The organism is Nocardia sp. NPDC004123 (assembly GCF_053603795.1).
The window spans coordinates 62,748-81,339 of sequence record NZ_JBSGGG010000019.1; the positions used below are offsets into that span (position 1 = coordinate 62,748).

Annotated in this window: 18 protein-coding genes; 6 read left to right on the top strand and 12 right to left on the bottom strand. The window is 68.2% G+C overall.

What is annotated here, in order from left to right; all coding sequences use genetic code 11:
* Nucleotides 1–23: 23 nt before the first annotated feature.
* The 3 genes from sufD to ACWEQQ_RS27210 are packed head-to-tail and all read right to left on the bottom strand — an operon-like array spanning nt 24 to nt 3,453.
* The gene (sufD, locus tag ACWEQQ_RS27200) at nt 24–1,202 is read right to left on the bottom strand and encodes a Fe-S cluster assembly protein SufD (protein WP_452350226.1); all 1,179 of its coding nucleotides are present in this window, start codon (nt 1,200–1,202) and stop codon (nt 24–26) included.
* Nucleotides 1,202–2,638 (bottom strand): Fe-S cluster assembly protein SufB, encoded by a 1,437-nt coding sequence (gene sufB / locus ACWEQQ_RS27205; RefSeq protein WP_452343112.1) that lies wholly within the window; start codon nt 2,636–2,638, stop codon nt 1,202–1,204. Before sufB ends, sufD begins: the two co-directional genes overlap by 1 nt.
* Nucleotides 2,635–3,453, bottom strand: a complete 819-nt coding sequence (locus tag ACWEQQ_RS27210; RefSeq protein WP_452350227.1) for a helix-turn-helix transcriptional regulator — start codon at nt 3,451–3,453, stop codon at nt 2,635–2,637. Before ACWEQQ_RS27210 ends, sufB begins: the two co-directional genes overlap by 4 nt.
* 155 nt (nt 3,454–3,608) lie before the next feature.
* On the opposite strand from ACWEQQ_RS27210, the gene ACWEQQ_RS27215 reads away from it, so the two are divergent.
* Complete coding sequence (locus tag ACWEQQ_RS27215; RefSeq protein WP_452350228.1) at nt 3,609–4,451, top strand: NAD(P)H-binding protein; 843 nt, start codon at nt 3,609–3,611, stop codon at nt 4,449–4,451.
* Nucleotides 4,452–4,581: 130 nt separating this feature from the next.
* Nucleotides 4,582–5,589, top strand: a complete 1,008-nt coding sequence (locus ACWEQQ_RS27220; protein ID WP_452350229.1) for an LLM class flavin-dependent oxidoreductase — start codon at nt 4,582–4,584, stop codon at nt 5,587–5,589.
* Nucleotides 5,590–5,606: 17 nt separating this feature from the next.
* Here the strand turns inward: ACWEQQ_RS27220 and ACWEQQ_RS27225 are convergent, their stop codons facing one another.
* The 3 genes from ACWEQQ_RS27225 to ACWEQQ_RS27235 form a co-directional block, all read right to left on the bottom strand.
* Complete coding sequence (locus ACWEQQ_RS27225; protein ID WP_452350230.1) at nt 5,607–6,887, bottom strand: glycosyltransferase 87 family protein; 1,281 nt, start codon at nt 6,885–6,887, stop codon at nt 5,607–5,609.
* Between the two features lie 469 nt (nt 6,888–7,356).
* Nucleotides 7,357–7,926: a peptide deformylase gene (locus ACWEQQ_RS27230; protein WP_452343117.1), complete on the bottom strand. Its 570-nt coding sequence runs from the start codon at nt 7,924–7,926 to the stop codon at nt 7,357–7,359.
* A 69-nt stretch (nt 7,927–7,995) separates the two neighbouring features.
* Nucleotides 7,996–9,738, bottom strand: coding sequence for a pyruvate dehydrogenase (locus ACWEQQ_RS27235; protein ID WP_452350231.1), 1,743 nt, complete (start codon nt 9,736–9,738; stop codon nt 7,996–7,998).
* 191 nt (nt 9,739–9,929) lie between these two features.
* Here ACWEQQ_RS27235 and ACWEQQ_RS27240 point away from each other — a divergent pair, with 191 nt between their 5' ends.
* Nucleotides 9,930–10,064 carry a hypothetical protein gene (locus tag ACWEQQ_RS27240; RefSeq protein WP_452350232.1) on the top strand — a complete coding sequence of 45 codons (135 nt, stop codon included), beginning with the start codon at nt 9,930–9,932 and terminating at the stop codon, nt 10,062–10,064.
* On the opposite strand, the gene ACWEQQ_RS27245 is transcribed toward ACWEQQ_RS27240, so the two are convergent.
* From ACWEQQ_RS27245 to ACWEQQ_RS27270, 6 genes are all read right to left on the bottom strand, one after another.
* Complete coding sequence (locus tag ACWEQQ_RS27245) at nt 10,054–11,073, bottom strand: zinc-dependent alcohol dehydrogenase (protein ID WP_452350233.1); 1,020 nt, start codon at nt 11,071–11,073, stop codon at nt 10,054–10,056. The genes ACWEQQ_RS27240 and ACWEQQ_RS27245 overlap by 11 nt on opposite strands.
* Nucleotides 11,074–11,113: 40 nt before the next feature.
* Nucleotides 11,114–11,707, bottom strand: coding sequence for a TetR/AcrR family transcriptional regulator (locus tag ACWEQQ_RS27250; RefSeq protein ID WP_452350234.1), 594 nt, complete (start codon nt 11,705–11,707; stop codon nt 11,114–11,116).
* A gap of 59 nt (nt 11,708–11,766) precedes the next feature.
* On the bottom strand, nt 11,767–12,162 hold the full coding sequence (locus tag ACWEQQ_RS27255) for a DUF302 domain-containing protein (RefSeq protein WP_452343121.1): 396 nt from the start codon (nt 12,160–12,162) through the stop codon (nt 11,767–11,769).
* Nucleotides 12,162–12,398, bottom strand: a complete 237-nt coding sequence (locus ACWEQQ_RS27260) for a YgaP family membrane protein (protein WP_452350235.1) — start codon at nt 12,396–12,398, stop codon at nt 12,162–12,164. Before ACWEQQ_RS27260 ends, ACWEQQ_RS27255 begins: the two co-directional genes overlap by 1 nt.
* A gap of 62 nt (nt 12,399–12,460) precedes the next feature.
* Nucleotides 12,461–12,730, bottom strand: coding sequence for a metal-sensitive transcriptional regulator (locus tag ACWEQQ_RS27265; RefSeq protein ID WP_452343123.1), 270 nt, complete (start codon nt 12,728–12,730; stop codon nt 12,461–12,463).
* Between the two features lie 96 nt (nt 12,731–12,826).
* Nucleotides 12,827–14,980, bottom strand: a complete 2,154-nt coding sequence (locus ACWEQQ_RS27270) for an MMPL family transporter (protein WP_452350236.1) — start codon at nt 14,978–14,980, stop codon at nt 12,827–12,829.
* Between the two features lie 164 nt (nt 14,981–15,144).
* Here ACWEQQ_RS27270 and mptB point away from each other — a divergent pair, with 164 nt between their 5' ends.
* Genes mptB through ACWEQQ_RS27285 form a run of 3 tightly spaced genes read left to right on the top strand, consistent with a single transcriptional unit; the run spans nt 15,145 to nt 18,535 of the window.
* Nucleotides 15,145–16,827 carry a polyprenol phosphomannose-dependent alpha 1,6 mannosyltransferase MptB gene (mptB, locus tag ACWEQQ_RS27275; RefSeq protein ID WP_452343125.1) on the top strand — a complete coding sequence of 561 codons (1,683 nt, stop codon included), beginning with the start codon at nt 15,145–15,147 and terminating at the stop codon, nt 16,825–16,827.
* Complete coding sequence (locus ACWEQQ_RS27280; protein WP_452343126.1) at nt 16,824–17,756, top strand: ABC transporter ATP-binding protein; 933 nt, start codon at nt 16,824–16,826, stop codon at nt 17,754–17,756. Before mptB ends, ACWEQQ_RS27280 begins: the two co-directional genes overlap by 4 nt.
* Nucleotides 17,753–18,535, top strand: a complete 783-nt coding sequence (locus ACWEQQ_RS27285; RefSeq protein ID WP_379387230.1) for an ABC transporter permease — start codon at nt 17,753–17,755, stop codon at nt 18,533–18,535. Before ACWEQQ_RS27280 ends, ACWEQQ_RS27285 begins: the two co-directional genes overlap by 4 nt.
* Nucleotides 18,536–18,592 lie beyond the last annotated feature (57 nt).

Genomic DNA, 18,592 nt, shown 5'->3' on the forward strand with positions numbered 1-18,592 from the left:
TTTGCGGGGATGGGAAGTTGGTGTCAGGCGCCGACAGCGGCGAGCTCGGCCTCGATGGCCGCCTCCAGCCGCTCCCGGACCTCGGGGACCGTGATCTTCTGAATGATCTCGAAGAAGAAGCCGCGCACGACCAGACGCCGCGCCGCCTCCTCGGTGATACCGCGCGAGCGCAGGTAGAACAGCTGCTCGTCATCGAAACGCCCAGTGGCCGAAGCATGTCCGGCGCCGACGATCTCGCCGGTCTCGATCTCCAGGTTCGGCACCGAGTCGGCGCGCGCGCCATCGGTGAGGACCAGGTTGCGGTTGGCCTCGTAGGTGTCGGTGCCCTCGGCCGCCGCGCGAATGAGCACGTCGCCCACCCACACGGTGCGCGCGTCCGGCTTGCTGGAGGACGGATCGCCCTGCAGCGCACCCTTGTACAGCACGTTCGACTTGCAGTGGGGCACCCCGTGATCGATCAGCAGGCGCTGTTCGAAGTGCTGGCCGTCATCGGCGAAGTACACGCCGAGCAGCTCGGCGTCGCCGCCCGGACCGTCGTAGCGGACAGTCGCGGTCAGGCGCACCAGATCGCCACCGAGGGTGACATTGGTGTGCCGCAGGGTGGCGTCCCGGCCCAGCTTGCCGTGGTGCGCGGTCGCGTGCACGGCGTCGTCGGCCCAGTCCTGAATGACGATGACATTCAGCTTGGCGCTGTCGCCGAGCACGAATTCCACGTTCTCCGCGTAGGTTCCGCTGCCGCGCTGGTCGAGGACCACGTTCGCGTGCGCGAAGTTGCCCAGTCGGATCTGGGTGTGCCCGTAGGCGGTCTTGCCCTCTCCCGGACCGGTGACGGTGACGACGACCGCTTCGGCCACTTCGGTTTCCGCGCCGATCGACACGATGGTCGCCTGCTCGAAACCCGAGTACGCCTGCGCGGCAACGCGATCGGTGGGGGTACCGGCGACACCCAGGCGAGCGTCGTCACGGCCGACGGTCTCCACCGTCACGCCCTCGACAGCGTTCGCCTCGACGACGGCCCGGCCGTCCGGAACGGCGGTGCCGTCGTGCAGGCCACGCAGGCGACGCAACGGGGTGAAGCGCCACGCCTCGTCATGCGCGGACGGCACCTCGAAGGCGTCCACGTCGAAGGACGCAAAAACCTCACCCTTGTTGACGGCGGGCGCACGGCCCTCGGCGGCAACGGCAACATTCTCGACCGTCATCAGCCGACGGCTCCTTCCATCTGCAGTTCGATCAGGCGGTTCAGCTCCAGGGCGTACTCCATCGGGAGCTCCTTGGCGATCGGCTCGACGAAGCCGCGCACGATCATGGCCATGGCCTCGTCCTCGGTGAGGCCGCGGCTCATCAGGTAGAACAGCTGGTCCTCGGACACCTTCGACACCGTGGCCTCGTGGCCCATCGTCACGTCGTCCTCGCGGATGTCGACGTAAGGGTAGGTGTCGGAGCGAGAGACGTTGTCCACCAGCAGCGCATCGCACTTCACGGTCGACTTCGAGCCGTGCGCACCCTTGTTCACCTGAACCAGGCCGCGGTAGGAGGCACGACCGCCGCCGCGCGCCACCGACTTGGAGATGATGGTCGAGGAGGTGTGCGGCGCCAGGTGCAGCATCTTCGCGCCGGTGTCCTGGTGCTGGTCCGGACCGGCGAACGCGATGGAGAGCACCTCGCCCTTGGCGTACTCACCGGTCATCCACACGGCCGGGTACTTCATCGTCACCTTGGAGCCGATATTGCCGTCGACCCACTCCATGGTCGCGCCCGCCTCGGCCTTGGCGCGCTTGGTCACCAGGTTGTAGACGTTGTTCGACCAGTTCTGGATGGTGGTGTAGCGGCAGCGGCCGCCCTTCTTCACGATGATCTCGACCACCGCGGAGTGCAGCGAATCCGAGGAGTAGATCGGCGCGGTGCAGCCCTCGACGTAGTGGACGTAGGCGTCCTCGTCGACGATGATCAGCGTCCGCTCGAACTGACCCATGTTCTCGGTGTTGATCCGGAAGTACGCCTGCAGCGGGATGTCCACGTGCACGCCCGGCGGCACGTAGATGAACGAACCACCCGACCACACCGCCGAATTCAGCGCGGAGAACTTGTTGTCACCCGACGGGATGACCGAGCCGAAGTACTTCTGGAAGATCTCCGGGTGCTCCTTGAGACCGGTGTCGGTGTCGAGGAAGATGACGCCCTGCTTTTCCAGGTCCTCACGGATGGAGTGGTAGACGACCTCGGACTCGTACTGCGCGGCGACACCCGCGACCAGCCGCTGCTTCTCCGCCTCCGGGATGCCCAGCTTGTCGTAGGTGTTCTTGATGTCCTCGGGCAGCTCTTCCCAGGACGCGGCCTGCTTCTCGCTCGAGCGCACGAAGTATTTGATGTTGTCGAAGTCGATGCCCCCGAGGTTGGAGCCCCAGCTCGGCATGGGCTTCTTGTCGAAGATGCGCAGTGCCTTGAGACGGAAGTCGAGCATCCATTCGGGCTCGTTCTTCTTCGCCGAGATGTCGCGTACGACGTCCTCGGACAGGCCGCGCTTGGCACTGGCACCGGCGACATCCTTGTCGGCCCAGCCGTACTCGTAGGTACCCAGGGACGCGATGGTCTCTTCCTGGGACAGCGGCTGCACCTGGTCGGTGGTCGTCGTCATTCGGCACTCCTTCCGGAGTCATCTGTAGAAGTCGTTGCGGGCTGCGCAACGGGGGTCGATGCGGAATTCTTTTGAGCGGTATTCGATATGGGGGGCACTGCGACGAGCGGTACATGCGTGGTGCAGGCGCAGTCGCCATTGGCGATGGTCGCCAGGCGCTGCACGTGCGTACCGAGAATCTCCCGGAAGGCTTCGAGCTCGGCCGCGCACAGCTCCGGGAACTCCTCGGCGACATGCGAGACCGGGCAGTGGTGCTGGCAGATCTGGACGCCCGCACCGACCTTCCGGGTCGAGGCCGCGAATCCGGCGTCGGTGAACGCGTCCGCGATCTCCTCCGCCTTGGCCTCGGTCTCGGCCGGGGTGTGCCCGGCGAGCTCGTCGACCCCGGACACGATGGTCGCCACCCGCTTGCGCGCGAACTCGGCGATGGCCTTATCCCCGCCGATCTCCCGCAGCTGCCGCATGGCGGCTCCGGCGAGGTCATCGTAGGCGTGCCCGAGGCGGCCACGGCCGGTGGCCGTCAGCTGGAACTGCTTGGCGGGACGACCACGGCCCTTCTGCTGCCAGGGCGCCGACTGCATCGCGCGGGCCTCGCCCGATTCGATGAGCGCGTCCAGGTGCCGGCGCACGCCCGCCGGGCTCAGGCCCAGGCGTTCGCCGATGGCGGTCGCGGTGATCGGGCCCTCCTCCAACAGCAGCTTGATGACGGCTTCCCGGGTATGGCCCTCACCCGCCGGCACGGGCACGACAACGGACCGGGCACCCTCGTGTTGGTGCCCGGCCTGTTCCGCGTTCCGCAAACCCACGGTTTTCACAACATCAGTGTGACGGAATTCCGTCCCACGTTCCAGTAAGGGTCACCTGACCTGATCTTCGCGACCTGGGGCGATGGGTTCGGGTGTGATTCGGACCACCATATATATCCGGGCATTTAGGAAATTCGACCCGGTCACGGTGGGTTTCCGAAGACGTGAACAGTGTGCTCGTGGTGGGTGCGACGGGAAACGTCGGCCGGCAGGTAGTTGCCCAACTGGTCGCGGCAGGGGTCCGGACACGAGCGCTGGCTCGCGATCCGGAGACCGCCGGCCTGCCGCCCGGAGTCGAGGTGGTGGGCGGGGATCTGGCCGAGCCGGAATCCCTGGCCGCGGCCGCGGACGGGGTCGACTCGGTGTTCCTGGTGTGGCCGTTCCATGGGACGGAGGGCGCGGCGCAGGTACTGAAGGTACTCGCCGGGCACGCCCAGCGCGTCGTGTATCTGTCGTCCACGACAGTGAACGACCAAGGGCCGCAATCGGATCTGATTCCACAGTTGCATGCCGAGATGGAGGCGCTCATCGAGGCCTCGGGGCTGCCGTGGACCGTGCTGCGCGCGGACACCCTCGCCTCCAACGCGCTGGGCTGGGCGGGGCAGATTCGCGCCGGTGACGTGGTGCGCGGGACCGAGGTCGCGCCGAGCGCGGTGGTGCACGAGGGCGATATCGCGGCCGTGGCGGCACGACTGCTCACCGATCACTCGCATACCTGGCGGAAATACCTGGTGACCGGGCCGCGGGTGGTCGGGCGGGCGGATCAGGTCGCGGCGATCGGCGAGGTGCTGGGTCGTTCGCTGCGGTTCGAGGCGTTGCCGCTGGAGGCGGCGCGGGAATCGATGACCGGGGGCGGACTGCCGGCGCGGCTGATCGAATCACTGCTGTCGATGGCCGAATTCCGGCCACGCTCGGATCTGGTCACGACGACGGTGGCCGACCTCACCGGGCGGCCGGCGCGGGACGTCCGGGACTGGGCCGCGGAGCATGTGGAGAAATTCCGGTAGCCGACCGGTCGCCCGATGGCGGCTCAGTGCGGCGCGGGCATAAGTTCGATGACAATCGAATTATCACTGGGGTGCGGGTACAACAGCGCCCGCCGTCCAGAACACGACAAACTCGAAAGCCGGTGCCAGCATGCCCATCGCACTGTCCCTCCTCGACCTGGCGGTGATCGCGCCCGGTCAGACCGCGCGTGACAGCTTCCAGAACAGCGTCGCGTTGGCGCAGGCGGCGGAACGCAGCGGGTACCGGCGGGTCTGGTACGCCGAGCACCACAATATGAAGTCGATCGCGTCCAGCGCGACCAGCGTGCTCATCGGCCACGTGGCCGGGCATACCGAGACCATCCGGCTCGGCGCGGGCGGAATCATGCTGCCGAACCACTCGCCGCTGGTGATCGCCGAGCAGTTCGGCACCCTCGAATCGCTGTACCCGGGTCGCATCGACCTCGGGCTGGGTCGCGCGCCGGGCAGCGATCAGGAAACCATGCGGGCGCTGCGGCGTAACCCGTCCTCGGCGGACACCTTCCCGCAGGACGTGCTGGAGTTGCAGGGGTACCTGACCGGGAACTCGCGGATTCCGGGCATTCAGGCGGTGCCGCGCGCCGAAAGCGTTGTGCCGCTCTATATTCTGGGGTCGTCGCTGTTCGGCGCGCAGCTGGCCGCGCACCTGGGCCTGCCCTACGCCTTCGCCTCGCACTTCGCGCCCGACTCCCTGCACGAGGCCGTCCGCGAATACCGCGACCTGTTCCGGCCCTCCGAGCAACTGGCCGAGCCGTATGTCATGGCCGGGGTCAATGTGTTCGCGGCCGAGGATCGCGCGCAGGCCGAGGAGCAGAAGACCATTTCCTACCGGGCGCGCACCCGCGCGTTCATCAAGCGCGGCGCGGCGGGCATGGACTTCTCCGACGAGGAGATCGACGCTTTCCTGGCCTCGCCCAATGGCCGTCACCTGGCCAGGATGACCACGTACACGGCCGTCGGCACACCCGCCGACGTCGTGGCGTACCTGGAGGATTTCGCGGCCGGCATCCAGGCCGACGAACTCATCACGGCGCATCACGCCCAGAACGTCGACGACCGGGTGCGCTCGATCGAGCTGACCGGTGCTGCGATGGAAGCACGCGAATCCGTCACGCGCTGAAGAACATCGGCCGACCTCTATGCCGGCCCGTCGCTCGCCGCCGGAGTATTTCGCCGGAGAGCGACGGCGGTGACAGCGAACAGGGCCAGGGCGAGCCAGATGAAGGCATTGTGGTCGAAGAGGGCCACAGGGCCCCGGTTCGGGAAGTCGAAGACACTCTCGCGGTGGACGCCGAACAGGATGAACATACCGCCTGAACAGACGAGGAAGACGGCGAGCAGGCCCGCGACGGTGGGAGCGGAGCGGTGGCGATTCGCCAGGTGGGCCAGGTAGATCAGCAGGGGCGCGAGCCAAACCCAGTGATGGATCCAGCTGTACGGGGAGACGACGGTGCTGGTCAGGCCGCACAGGACCACGGCGGGAAGTTCACGGCCGGTTCCGGAGAGACGGCGGGCCAGCCCAAGGCAGACGGCGGTGATGACGAGAGCTGCTGCGAGCCACAGTAATTGGATGCCGCCACCCGAACCCAACGAGCGGGCGAGCATGCCGCGCAGCGATTCGTTGTCCGGGTTCTCGGGGGCGCCGACGCGGGAGGGGTCGGCGAACCCGCCGCTCCAGAAGGTCAGTGAATCCTTCGGCAGCACAGCCAGACCGATCACCATCGTGGTCACCAGAGCGCCGGTCGCGGTGGCGGCGGCCCGGAATCGCCGGGTCACCAGCAGGTAGAGAATGAAGAACGCCGGAGTCAGCTTGATGCCGGCCGCGATGCCGGTCAGTACGCCTTTCACGGGTGACGAATCGGGCAAGGCCATATCGGCCAGGACCAGGAGCAGCAGCAACATGTTGATCTGGCCGAACGCCATGGTCTCGCGGATCGGCTCGCACAACAGCAGCAGCCCGGCAGCGGTCGGTCCCACGATCAGCATGCGACGGTCGCGGCGATAGCCCAGCACCGACAGGGCTGCCCACACCGATCCGGTGAGCAGGAGGAAATTCGCGAGCCCGCCGACCCAGGTGAACACCGCTCCGTGCAGCGCCGCCAGGGGCACGAACATCAGTGCCGCGAACGGTGTGTAGACGAACTCCCAGACCCCGCGCGTATGGCCGTGCAGCGGTGTGTCGTACACCGAAACACCGTGCACCACCCGATCCGCCGCAATCCGATAGGCATCGAGGTCGACCAGGTGCAGCGCCATCCGCGGTGCCACGATCGCCAGGTGGAGCCAATACGCCCCGGCCAGCGCGCCCAGCACCGCTACCGGCCACACCACGACCAGGGGAATCGAGTGCCGCTGCGGCGCAGCCTGATTCGCGGCCGCCGCCTGATCGATGGCCGGCAACGGCATGCGCACCCCCATGGTCCCGGGTTTAGATTGCCCGCCCGACCGTAGTGACAGGATTCCCCGACCGCGAGCCCCTATTTACTCCTGCGGCGCAACAGGGTTCGATTCGGCGCGTCCGAGTGGTCCCTCTCGGTCGTGGCGCCGGACAACGCTGTCTTCGCGGTCGTCGCGGTGCTGAATAGCCTGTGCACGCGGGCGGGCCGGCCCTCCGGGCGGATCCGCGCCACAGACGGCGCGTGGCCATCGCATGATCGGGTTCGTCGCGCCCGGCGGTTCGATCTCGCCAATTTCACCCTGATCGCCTGGGGGTGAGTCGCTACGTCGTCGTCTTCGCTGCCTGGTTCACGCTTCGCCGACCATCCGGCCCGTGCGCTCGGCCGCGCGCGTATTCCCTACTGCCCTGGCCGGATTCGCGCTGTCGGCGATCACCGGGATCGCCCCTGGGTGTCGAGGCCGATGCATACACCCGGTCGGAGACCAGGATCTAGTCGTGGAACGGGTCGGCGTCCTGGCCGGGCAGCCAGGAGCAGCCCGCTTCGGTCCAGCCGTTGGCCTTGATCATCTTCTTGGCGGCGCGCTGATTACGGCCGATGAGGCGGTCCAGGTACAGATGTCCGAGTAGGTGGTCGGTCTCGTGCTGCAGGCAGCGGGCCAGGTAGCCGGTGCCGGAGACGATGACCGGCTGGTTGTGGATGTCGACGCCCGATACCTCGGCCCAGTCGGCACGCCCGGTCGGGAACCACTCGCCGGGCACCGAGAGGCAGCCCTCGGCGTCGTCGTCAGGGTGGGGCATGGTCTCCGGGATCTCGGAGGTCTCGATGCTCGGATTGATGACGTACCCGCGCCGGCGGCCGTCGGCGGTCATCAGGTCGTACACGAAAACCGCACGGGGATCGCCGATCTGATTGGCGGCCAGGCCCGCGCCCCGGGCCGCGGTGTTCGTCTCGAACAGGTCCTCGACGAAAGCGGCCAGCTCCGCGTCGAATTCGGTGACGGGCACGGCCGGGGTGGACAGTCTGGGGTCACCGGCGATGAGGATCGGTCGAACAGCCATGCCCCTATTTCTTCCAGAAGCAGGCCGACCGGTTTCCGTCGGGGTCCAGCAGCGGGAATTCGCGACCCGCTACGGGCGCGGAATATTGCGCAGGTTGCTGCGGGCCATGTCGAGCATGCGGCCGACGCCGCCGGCCAGCACGATCTTGCCCGCGGCCAGGGCGAAACCCTTGACCTGCGCGGCGTCGATCCGGGGCGGGAGGGACAGAGCATTGGGGTCGGTGACCATGTCCACCAGCATCGGCCCGGGCTCGGCGAACGCCTTGGCCAGCACGGCCCGCGCCTCGGCCGGGTCGGTCACCCGCAGCGACGGAATGCCCACGGCCGCCGCGATATCGGCGTAGTTCACCGGCTCCTGGTCGGTGCCGAAGTCGGGCATGCCGTCGACCATCATCTCCAGCTTGACCATGCCGAGCGTGGAGTTGTTGAAGACCACGATCTTCACCGGCAGCCGGTGCCGCCAGACGGTGAGCAGCTCGCCCATGAGCATGGCCAGACCGCCGTCTCCCGACAACGAGATCACCTGCCGGCCAGGGTAGGCCGTCTGGGCGCCGATGGCGTGCGGGACGGCGTTGGCCATGGTGCCGTGCCGCCACGAGCCGATGATGCGTCGGCGGCCGTTCGGGGTGACGTACCGCGCCGCCCAGACATTGCACATGCCGGTGTCGACGGTGAAAACCGCGTCGTCGTCGGCGATTTCGTCGATGAGCGAGGCGACGTACTCGGGGTGGATGGGCGTGTGGTGGTCGATATCGCGGGTGTAGGCGTCCACCACGTTCTCCAGCGCGGAGGCGTGCCGGCGGAGCATGTCGTCGAGGAAGGCGCGGCTCGGATTCTGGTGCAGCAGCGGCAGAACGGCGTCGATGGTGGCGGCCACGTCGCCATTGACGGCGATATCGACCGCGGCGCGGCGCCCGATGCGGGACGGGTCGTGGTCGATCTGGGCGATCCGGCCGTTCTGCGGCAGGAAGGTGTCGTAGGGGAAGTCGGTGCCGAGCAACAGCAGCAGGTCGGCTTCGTGGGTGGCCTCATAGGCGGCGCCGTAGCCGAGCAGGCCGCTCATGCCGACGTCGTACGGGTTGTCGAACTGGATCCATTCCTTGCCGCCGAGCGCGTGGCCGATCGGGGCGTGCAGTCGTTCGGCCAGGCTCATGACCTGGGCGTGTGCGCCGCGCACGCCCGCGCCCGCGAACAGGGCCACCGTGTCGGCGTCGTTGAGGGCCTCCGCGAGGCGGTCCACCTGGGCGGCGGGCGGGACCACGGTCGGCGCTTCGGCCACCAGATCCGACTGCCAGCCGCGGTTCTCGGCGTCCGCGCTGAGCACATCACCGGGGACCACCAGCACAGAGACGCCGTGCCGGCCGAGTGCGGTCTGCATGGCGATGTAGGCGAGCCGCGGCATCTGCTCGGGGGTGCCGACCATCTCACAGAAGTGGCTGCACTCCACGAAGAGTCGCTCGGGGTGGGTTTCCTGGAAGAAGCCGGTGCCGATCTCACGGCTGGGAATGTGCGAGGCAATAGCCAGCACCGAGGCGCCATTGCGATGTGCGTCGTAGAGCCCCTGGATCAGGTGGGTGTTTCCGGGTCCGCAACTGGCCGCGCAGACCGCGAGCCGGCCGGTGAGCACCGATTCCGCGCCGGCCGCGAAGGCGGCGCTCTCCTCGTGGTGGCAGTGCACCCAGTCGATGCCCTCGGTCCGGCGCACCGCGTCGACGAAGGGGTTCAAACTATCCCCCACCAGTCCATACACCCGTTGAACCCCGGCGGCGACGAGGGCGTCGACCAACTGACTGGCGACCGAATTCCGACCCATGATCGCTCCGTTCGCAGTGTCGAGACCGAGCATGACCGGAGGCCACCGACGCACTCTACCGAAATCGGACAGCCAAGATTGCCGCATCATTGCCACACCGTGAATCGGGCCGGCGGTCACATTTCGGCGATCACCCGGGCCACCTCATCGGCGGCCGGGCCCCGGCGGATCACCAATGGTGTACCGAGCCGGTGGCCGGCCGCGACGGGCCACCGGCGGTCATGGCCTTCACCGTCGAGGGCGATCGCATCGTCCGGATCGACGTGCTCGCCGACCCGGAAACGCTGGCGCGACTACCACTCTCGATACCCGGCTTCAGCGCGTAGCGACGAGTTTGACCGGCGCCTCGAGCAGCGCGTCGATCGAATCCTCCCAGGCCACGGTGCGGGTGGTCACCACACTCGGATCGAAACGCCCGGCCGCCACCAGATCCAGAATGTGCGGGATCGACGGGCGAGCGTGCGCCCGGCCGGTGTGGAAAGTGCAGCAGCGCGAATACATTTCGAGCATGGGCAGGGCGACATCCTGGGTCTGGACGCTGACACTGGTGCAGAAGCCATCATTGGCCGTGGCACGGATGGCGGCCACCAGGGCTTCGGAGCCGCCCGCGGCTTCGACGGTGACCGGGAACCGGCCGACCCGGTCGGTCGGCCTGCCCTCGACGGGCTCCGCGCCGAGTTCGGCTGCGATGGCGAGCCTTTCGGGGTCGGTGTCGAGGTAGACGGCCCGGGCGGAGCCGAGCGCCACCGCGAGACCGGCCGCATACAGGCCGATGGACGGTGCGGCCGGACCGCTCAGGACCAGGACTTCGGCGCCGGGGCGGGCGGCGAGTTGCGGGGCGACCGATCGGTAGGCGTCGGCGATATTGTCGCTGGCACTGGCGACCGCCGCCGGATCCACTCCGGCGGGCAGCGGGACCAGCATGGCGTCGGCATGCGGGACGGCGACCAGGTCCGACCACAGCCCGCCCCAGCTCAGCCCGCCCATCGGGCCGAGGCCGTAGCTCGACATGAACGGGTGGGTGGTGCAGTTGCCGGTATGGCCGCGGCGGCAGGAATCGCAGACGCCACAGGAGATCTGGAACGGGACCACCACCTTGTCGCCAGGGCGGACGGTGGTGACGTCGTCGCCGACGGCCACCACCTCGGCCACCCCTTCATGGCCGAAGGGGTAGGGGCCCGCCAGCGGGAACCGGCCCTGCAGGATCGCGGGGTCGATATCGCAGGTGGCCACGGCGATGGGGCGGACCAGCGCCTGGTCAGGGGCATCGAGGGTGGGTTCGGCGGCGTCTTCCCAGCGCAGTGCGTGCGGGCCGTCGAGCACGAGTCGCTTCATGCATCGATCGTCGCTAGAACGTTCTTTCCAGTCAACCCCCCTAGGATGAATTCACCTCGGCAGCAGCGACTTCCGCGAGACTCAGCCGGATCAACCGGGCCATGGCCACCGAAACCGTGTGCAGCGGCTCATCGGTGCGGCGCACCCGGGCCAGGACGGTCGCGCCCTCGTAGGCCGCGACCACCGTAGTGGCCAGATCACGCGCCTCCCCCGGCGCCACGCCCAGCTCGGTGAGCAGTTCGGCGAAACCGTGTGTCATGGCGTCGAAGGCCGACACGCACGCGGTGCGGACCGAGTCGACATCACTGCCGCCGTCCAGGGCGGGGGTCCCGACCGGGCAGCCCGCGGCCCAGTCGGTCTCGGCCAGTTTCGTGGCCATGAAGTCGAACAGCGTTGCCGCGGTGCCGAACACATCGCCCGGGGCCTGCCGGATCATGCGCCCCACCAGCACGCCCGTGCCGGTGATGGCCGAGACGGCGATCTCCTCCTTGCCGCCCGGGAAGTGGTGGTAGATCGACCCATACGGCAGCCCCGCCGCCTCGCTCAACTTCTTCAGCCCGAATCCGTGATAGCCGTGCCGGGCGAGTAACCCGGCCGCAGCCACCTCGATTCGCCGTTTCGAATCGGACACCATTCATCCAGAGTATGAGCGGGGTCCGACAGGGGCAGCGCGAATCGTGTTCGGGCAGTGGATCAACCGAGCGCCGCGATGGCCGCGCTCAGCAGCTCCGTGGCGCAGTCGGCGACTTCTTGCAGTGCCGGATCACCCGCGACCTGCACCATCACCTCCGGATTCATGGCCTCCACGATCATGGTGCCGGCGTCCGAACGATCCGCGCGCACAACCACATTGCACGGCAGCAGCAGGCCGATCTGACGGTCCACACCGAGGGCGGTGTGCGCCAGCGACGGATTGCACGCGCCCAGGATGAGGTAGTCCTCCATGTCCGCGTCCAGCTTCTGCTTCATGGTCGCGGTCACGTCGATCTCGGTGAGCACGCCGAAGCCCTGCTCGGACAGGGCCTTCCGGGTGCGTTGCACCGCATCGGCGAAATCGGTGCGCAGGGTGGCCGAGAGGGCGAGGGTCATCACGAGTTCCTATCCGTTGCGGGGCTGCCGGTTCGGGGCACGCCCAGGCGTTGCAGGAGCAGGGTCATCGGACACCAGCCGACGACCCCGAAGAGCACCAGGTTGGCCGCCACCAAGGCGGTCAGCAGCAGCCACCAGGGCGAGAACGCGAGCACCAGCGCGAGGCTGAGCAGCACCACGGTGCCGGCCAGGCCCGGCACGATGCGGTCGATGGACCAGTGGCGGATCGCGGTCATCTTGACTTCCTTTCGCTCCCGGCGCTGGGCGATCTACCGGAAAGGATCGCCCGGAAGGAGCTTCAGGCCAGCGCCAGGAAGAGTTTTTCCAGTTCCTCGACTGTCATCGGCTCGGAGTTCTCGGACTGCTCCCCGGTCAGGCAGTCCCGCAGACCGGTGGCGACGATCTTGAATCCGGCGCGGTCGAGAGCGCGAGAGACCGCGGCGAGCTGGGTGACCACGTCCTTGCAGTCGCGGCCCTGCTCGATCATGGAGATGACGCCCGCAAGCTGTCCGTGCGCGCGGCGCAGCCGGTTGAGGACCAGTGCGATGCTGTCTTCGTCGCCGATCATTGGGGTTTCCTTCCCTGAGTCCGATGACTTCAGTATACCCCTAGGGGTATGGAAGGGTCATGGGAGAGGGCTCACCCTTTCCCACGACCCCACCCGTCAGTGCGCGAAGCTGATGTCCGGCAGCACCTTGCGCAGCCAGCGCGGCGACCACCAGGCGGCGTGCCCGGTCAGGCGCAGCAGCACCGGCAGCAGGATCAGGCGGATCAGCACGGCGTCCAGCAGGACGGCGACACCGAGAATGATGCCCATCTCCTTCGGCGGCAGCGGATCGGCCAGGGCGAAGGTGAAGAACACCGCCACCATGACCGCCGCGGCGGCCGCGATCACCCGGCCCGAGTGGGCGATGCCGTCGATGTGGGCCACCTCCGGATCACCCGAGCGCTCGTAGTGCTCCTTCGCCGTGGCCAGCAGGAAGACCGTGTAGTCCATGGCGATGGCGAAGATCATGGCGAAGAAGAACACCGGACCCCAGCCGTCCAGGAAGCCCTGCGGCGTGAAACCGAGCAGGCCCGCACCGTGGCCGTCCTGGAAGACCAGCTTCGCCACACCGAACGCCGCCGCGGTCGACAGCAGGCTGACGCCCGCTCCGAGCAGGGCGATCAACGGGGCGCGCAAGGCGACCAGCAGGAGCAGGAAGCCCAGCACCAGGATGATGCCGACCACCAGGGGCAGGTAGTCGTTCAAGGCCTGCTGAAGGTCCAGGTTCTCCGCGACCGCCCCGCCGACCAGCGCACCCGCGGGGAGCGCGGCGCGCAGCGAATGGACGATATCGCCCATGGCCGGATCCGAGGGGTCGACCGTCGGGGTCGCCTGGAGCATGACCAGGCCGCTGTCGTCGGCGGCGGGCTGCGGCGGGGTGACCATCGCAATCCGATTGTCCGAGGCCGCGATTCGCTGCACGTCCGCGCCGTCGGAGGCGGGGGCCACGATTTGCAGCATGCCGGGCGCACCCGGGCCGAATTCGCGCTGGACCAGCTCGTAGCCCTGACGCACGGACGCGTCCGCGGGCACCACCTGGATGGACGGCATGGCCACCTTCAGGCTCGTCACCGGAATCGCGAGCGCGATCAGCACCAGCAGGGAGCCGATGGCGAACGGCCACGGGTGGCGGTGCAGCAGTTGTCCCCACTTCGCGAAGACCGGCGAACGATGCTGCTGCCGGGCCACGTACGGCAGCGAGCCCGCGTTCACGCGCCGGCCCAGCGCGCCGAGCACGGCGGGCAGCAGGGTCAGCGTCGCCAGCAGCACGAACGAGACCGCGAACATGATGCCGACCGCCATGGTCCGCACCGCGGGCGCGGGCACCACGAGCACGGCCGACAGGCTCACCAGCACGGTCAGGCCCGAGAGCAGCACCGCCTTGCCGGCGGTCGCCATGGTGACGGCGACGGCGGTGCGCGGTGGCGTGTCACCGCGAACAGCGTCGCGGAAGCGGGAGACCAGGAACAGCGCGTAGTCGATACCCAGCGCCAGCGCGAACATCATGGCGAAGTTCATGGCCCACACCGAGATCGGCGTCACATGGTTCAGCAACACCAGACCACCCGCCGAGGCGATGAGGCCGGTGAGCGTCAGCAGCAGCGGCAGTCCGGCCGCCACCAGCGAGCCGAAGGCCAGCACCATGATCGCCAATGTGACCGGCCACGAGAACATCTCGGCCTTCATCATGGCCTCGTGATTGGCCTTGTTGAAGTCGCTCCACAGCGCCGAGGCGCCGGTCGGATAGATCTCGAAGCCGTCGGATGAGAGGGCCTGCAGTTTCGGGCCGACGTCGGTGACCGCGGCAACCATCTCGTCGGTGTTCGCATTCGCGCCCGCCAGCAGAATGCCGGTGTGGCCGTCGCGGCTGACCGACTGGCCCGGCACGGGTGCGACGATCGCGCCGAATCGGCTGTCGGCCTGCAGGATTCCGGTGAGATCGGCCACCAGGCGGTGCGCCTGCGGACTGTCCATGGTCGCGGTGTCCGAGTGGACCACCACCTGCACCGCCGCGGCCGAGTTGCCGCCGAAGTGCTCTTGCGCGAGTTCGCGGACACGCACGGACTCGGATCCATTGGCCTGCCAGCCCGCCCCCGCGAGCGAGTCGAACACCGTGGGCGCGGCCGCGCCGAGGGCGACGGACAGGATCAACCAGAAGCCGAACACCCAGCGGGCGTGATCGGCCATGCGGGCCCCGAGGCGGCCCAGCAGACCGCCGGGGGCGGTCGTGATCGGAGAAGCGTCGGCGACGCCGACTGTGGTACTTCGCATCTGACTTCCTTCCATACCCCCTGGGGTATGTCACGACTATACCCCAGGGGGTATCAGATGCAAGTATGGGTGCCGATCGGCAACTCACGAGCACACCGGGCGAACCCCCGCTGCGGCCATGCGATCGGCGTCCGACCCGCGGCTCCGGACTAGGCTTCGCAGCTGTGGCGGTAGTGGAAGGCGCGCGGCGCAGAGTCATCGATATCGGACGCCGGGCCCTGGGCCTGGACGTTCCCGCCGCCGATCACACCGTCGCCGTCCTGCACGGCATCGACGCCGACCGGCCGGGCCTGGACCGGCGCGAAACCCTGCAATTGATGCGGATCCGGCTGCTCGGCGCGACCGGAGCCGTGATCATGGCGGTATCCGCGCTGGGTGTCGGAGCCCAACCGGTGCACCAGAATCCGATCTCCGGCATGCGGGTGCTCGGGTTCTTCGCACGGGCCGGCACCTCGACGCTGGCCATGTGCATGATCGGCACCATCCTGGTGATCATGGCGTGGCTGCTGCTGGGCCGCTTCGCCGTCGGCGGGTGGGGCGGGGATCCACGCCACCGGCTCAGCCGCTCGCAGATGGATCGGACGCTGCTGCTGTGGATCATTCCGCTCAGCGTCGCGCCACCCATGTTCAGCAACGACGTCTATTCGTACCTGGCACAGAGCGAAATCGCGGCCCGGGGCATGGACCCGTATTCGGTCGGCCCGGTGGCCGGGCTCGGGCTCAACAATGTGCTCACCAACAATGTCCCCACCATCTGGCGGGACACCTCCGCGCCCTACGGGCCGCTGTTCCTGTGGATGGGACGCGGCATCGCGCACATCACCGGCGACAACATCCTTCTCGGGGTGTGGCTGCATCGGTTGCTGGCATTGGCGGGCGTGGCATTGATGGTATGGGCGCTGCCGCGGTTGTCGCGACGCTGCGGAATCGCGGGGGTGAGCGCGCTGTGGCTGGGCGCGGCCAACCCGCTGGTGCTGTTCCACCTGGTGGGCGGGGTGCACAATGACGCGCTCATGCTCGGGCTGATGCTGGCGGGAATGGAATTCTGCCTGCGCGCCATCGACGATTGCCCGCAGTTCAATCAAAGGGCTTGGGCGCTGCTGGTTTTCGGTGCCGTGCTGATCACACTGTCCTCGTCGGTGAAGATCACCTCGCTGGTGAGCCTCGGATTCGTCGGCATGGCGCTGGCGCGGCGATGGGGGCGCGGACTCAAACCGGTACTCGTCGCCGGCGGCGTGCTCGGTGCCATAGCCGTGGTCACGACGCTTTTCGTGAGCTATGCCAGCGGCCTCGGATTCGGGTGGGTCAATACCGTCGGCACCGCCACCACCGTGCGCAGCTACCTCTCACTGCCGACCGCCGTCGGGATCATCACCGGGTTCGGCGGCGTGCTGCTCGGACTCGGCGACCACACCACCGCCCTGCTCGACATCACCCGGCCCATCGCGGAACTCGTCGCGGGCTTCGTGACCCTGCGCATGCTCATCGCCGCCTGGACCGGGCGCTTGAATGCGATCGGCGCGCTGGGGGTTTCGCTCGGCGCGATCGTGCTGCTCTTCCCGGTGGTGCAACCCTGGTACCTGCTGTGGGCGATCGTGCCCCTCGCCGCGTGGGCCAACCGGCCCGCGTTCCGGGTGCCGGCGGTGGTGCTGTCGGTCGTGGTGTCGGTGATGGTCATGCCGCGCGGCGCGGACTTCTACGTCTTCCAGATCGTCGAATCCGCCATCGCCACCGTGATCGTGGGTCTGTCGCTGATCTTCCTCACCCGAAATGTGCTGCCGTGGCGCAATCAGCCGGGGGTGTCGGCTCGGTCACAGCAGCCCACGCCTTACGGTGTCTCATCGTGACCGCAGCTTCCGGACCCGCCGTACGCGTCGACGGCGTCGTGAAACGCTACGGCGAGACCACCGCGGTCGACGGCATCAGCTTCGATATCGAACACGCACAGGTGCTGGCCCTGCTCGGACCCAATGGCGCCGGCAAGACCACCACCACCGAGATGTGCGAAGGCTTCGTGACTCCCGACGCCGGGACCGTGCGGGTGCTGGGCCTGGACCCGATCGCCGACTCCGATCAGCTTCGACCGCGCATCGGCGTGATGCTGCAGGGCGGCGGCGCGTATCCGGGGTCCAAGGCCGGGGAGATGCTCGATCTCGTCGCCTCCTATTCGGCGAATCCGCTGGACCCGGCGTGGCTGCTGGACACGCTCGGACTGAAAGACGCTCGGCGGACGCCGTATCGGCGGCTCTCGGGCGGGCAGCAGCAGCGGCTCGCGCTGGCGTGCGCGCTGGTCGGGCGGCCGGAGATCGTGTTCCTCGACGAGCCGACCGCCGGATTGGACGCGCAGGCACGGCACCTGGTGTGGGAACTCATCGACGCGCTGCGCCGCGACGGGGTCAGCGTGCTGCTGACCACGCACATGATGGACGAGGCCGAGCAGCTGGCCGATCAGCTGGTGATCATCGACCACGGGCAGGTCGTCGCGCAGGGCACGCCCGCCGAGGTCACCTCGCACGGGGCCGAAGGGCGGCTGGCGTTCACCGCACCACCCAAACTCGACCTGTCGCTGCTGGAAGCCGCACTGCCGGAAGGGTTCACCCCGCGCGAGACCGCGCCCGGCTCGTACCTGCTGCAGGGCGACATCACCCCGCAGGTGCTGGCCACCATGACCGCGTGGTGCGCGCGAATCGACGTGCTGCCCACCGACATTCGCATCGACCAGCGCCGGCTGGAAGACGTGTTCCTCGAACTGACCGGGCGGGAGCTGCGAGGATGACCGAGACCGTGAACCGATTCGCGGCGGGTACCTTCTCCCCCGCGCCGCAGCCGACCACGCGCGCCAAGATGCTGGCGGCGCAGACGCGCATGGAGCTGATCCTGTTGCTGCGCAACGGGGAACAGCTGCTGCTGACCATGTTCATTCCGATCACGCTGCTGATCGGGCTGACCCTGCTGCCGATGAGCGGGCTCGGCGAGCACCGGGTGGACCGGGTGGTGCCCGCGGTGATGATGGTGGCGATCATGTCGACCGCGTTCACCGGCCAGGCCATCGCCGTCGGCTTCGATCGGCGGTACGGGGCATTGAAGCGGCTCGGGGCGACGCCGCTGCCGAGGTGGGGCATTGTCGCGGGCAAGTGCTCGGCGGTGCTGATCGTGGTGGTGCTGCAGTCGATCCTGCTGGGGGCCATCGGGTTCGCGCTCGGCTGGCGGCCGTCGCTGACCGGACTGCTGCTGGGCGCGGTGGTGATCGCGCTCGGGACCGCGACCTTCGCGGCGCTGGGACTGCTGCTGGGCGGGACGCTCAAGGCCGAGGTGGTGCTGGCGCTCGCCAACATTCTGTGGTTCGTCATGCTGGGGACGGCGAGCCTGGTGTTCATGTCCGACGACCTGCCGCACGCGGTGAGCCTGATCGCGCGGATCATTCCGTCCGGGGCGCTGTCGGAGTGCCTGGAGCAGGCGATGCGCACCAGTATCGACTGGTACGGGCTCGCGGTGCTGGCCGGCTGGGGCGGGCTCGCGGGGTGGTTGGCCACCCGGTTCTTCAAGTTCGATTGAGGCCGTCCGGGCGGCGGTCACCTCGAAAGTTCGCGCCCGCCCGGGTGTTTAACGACA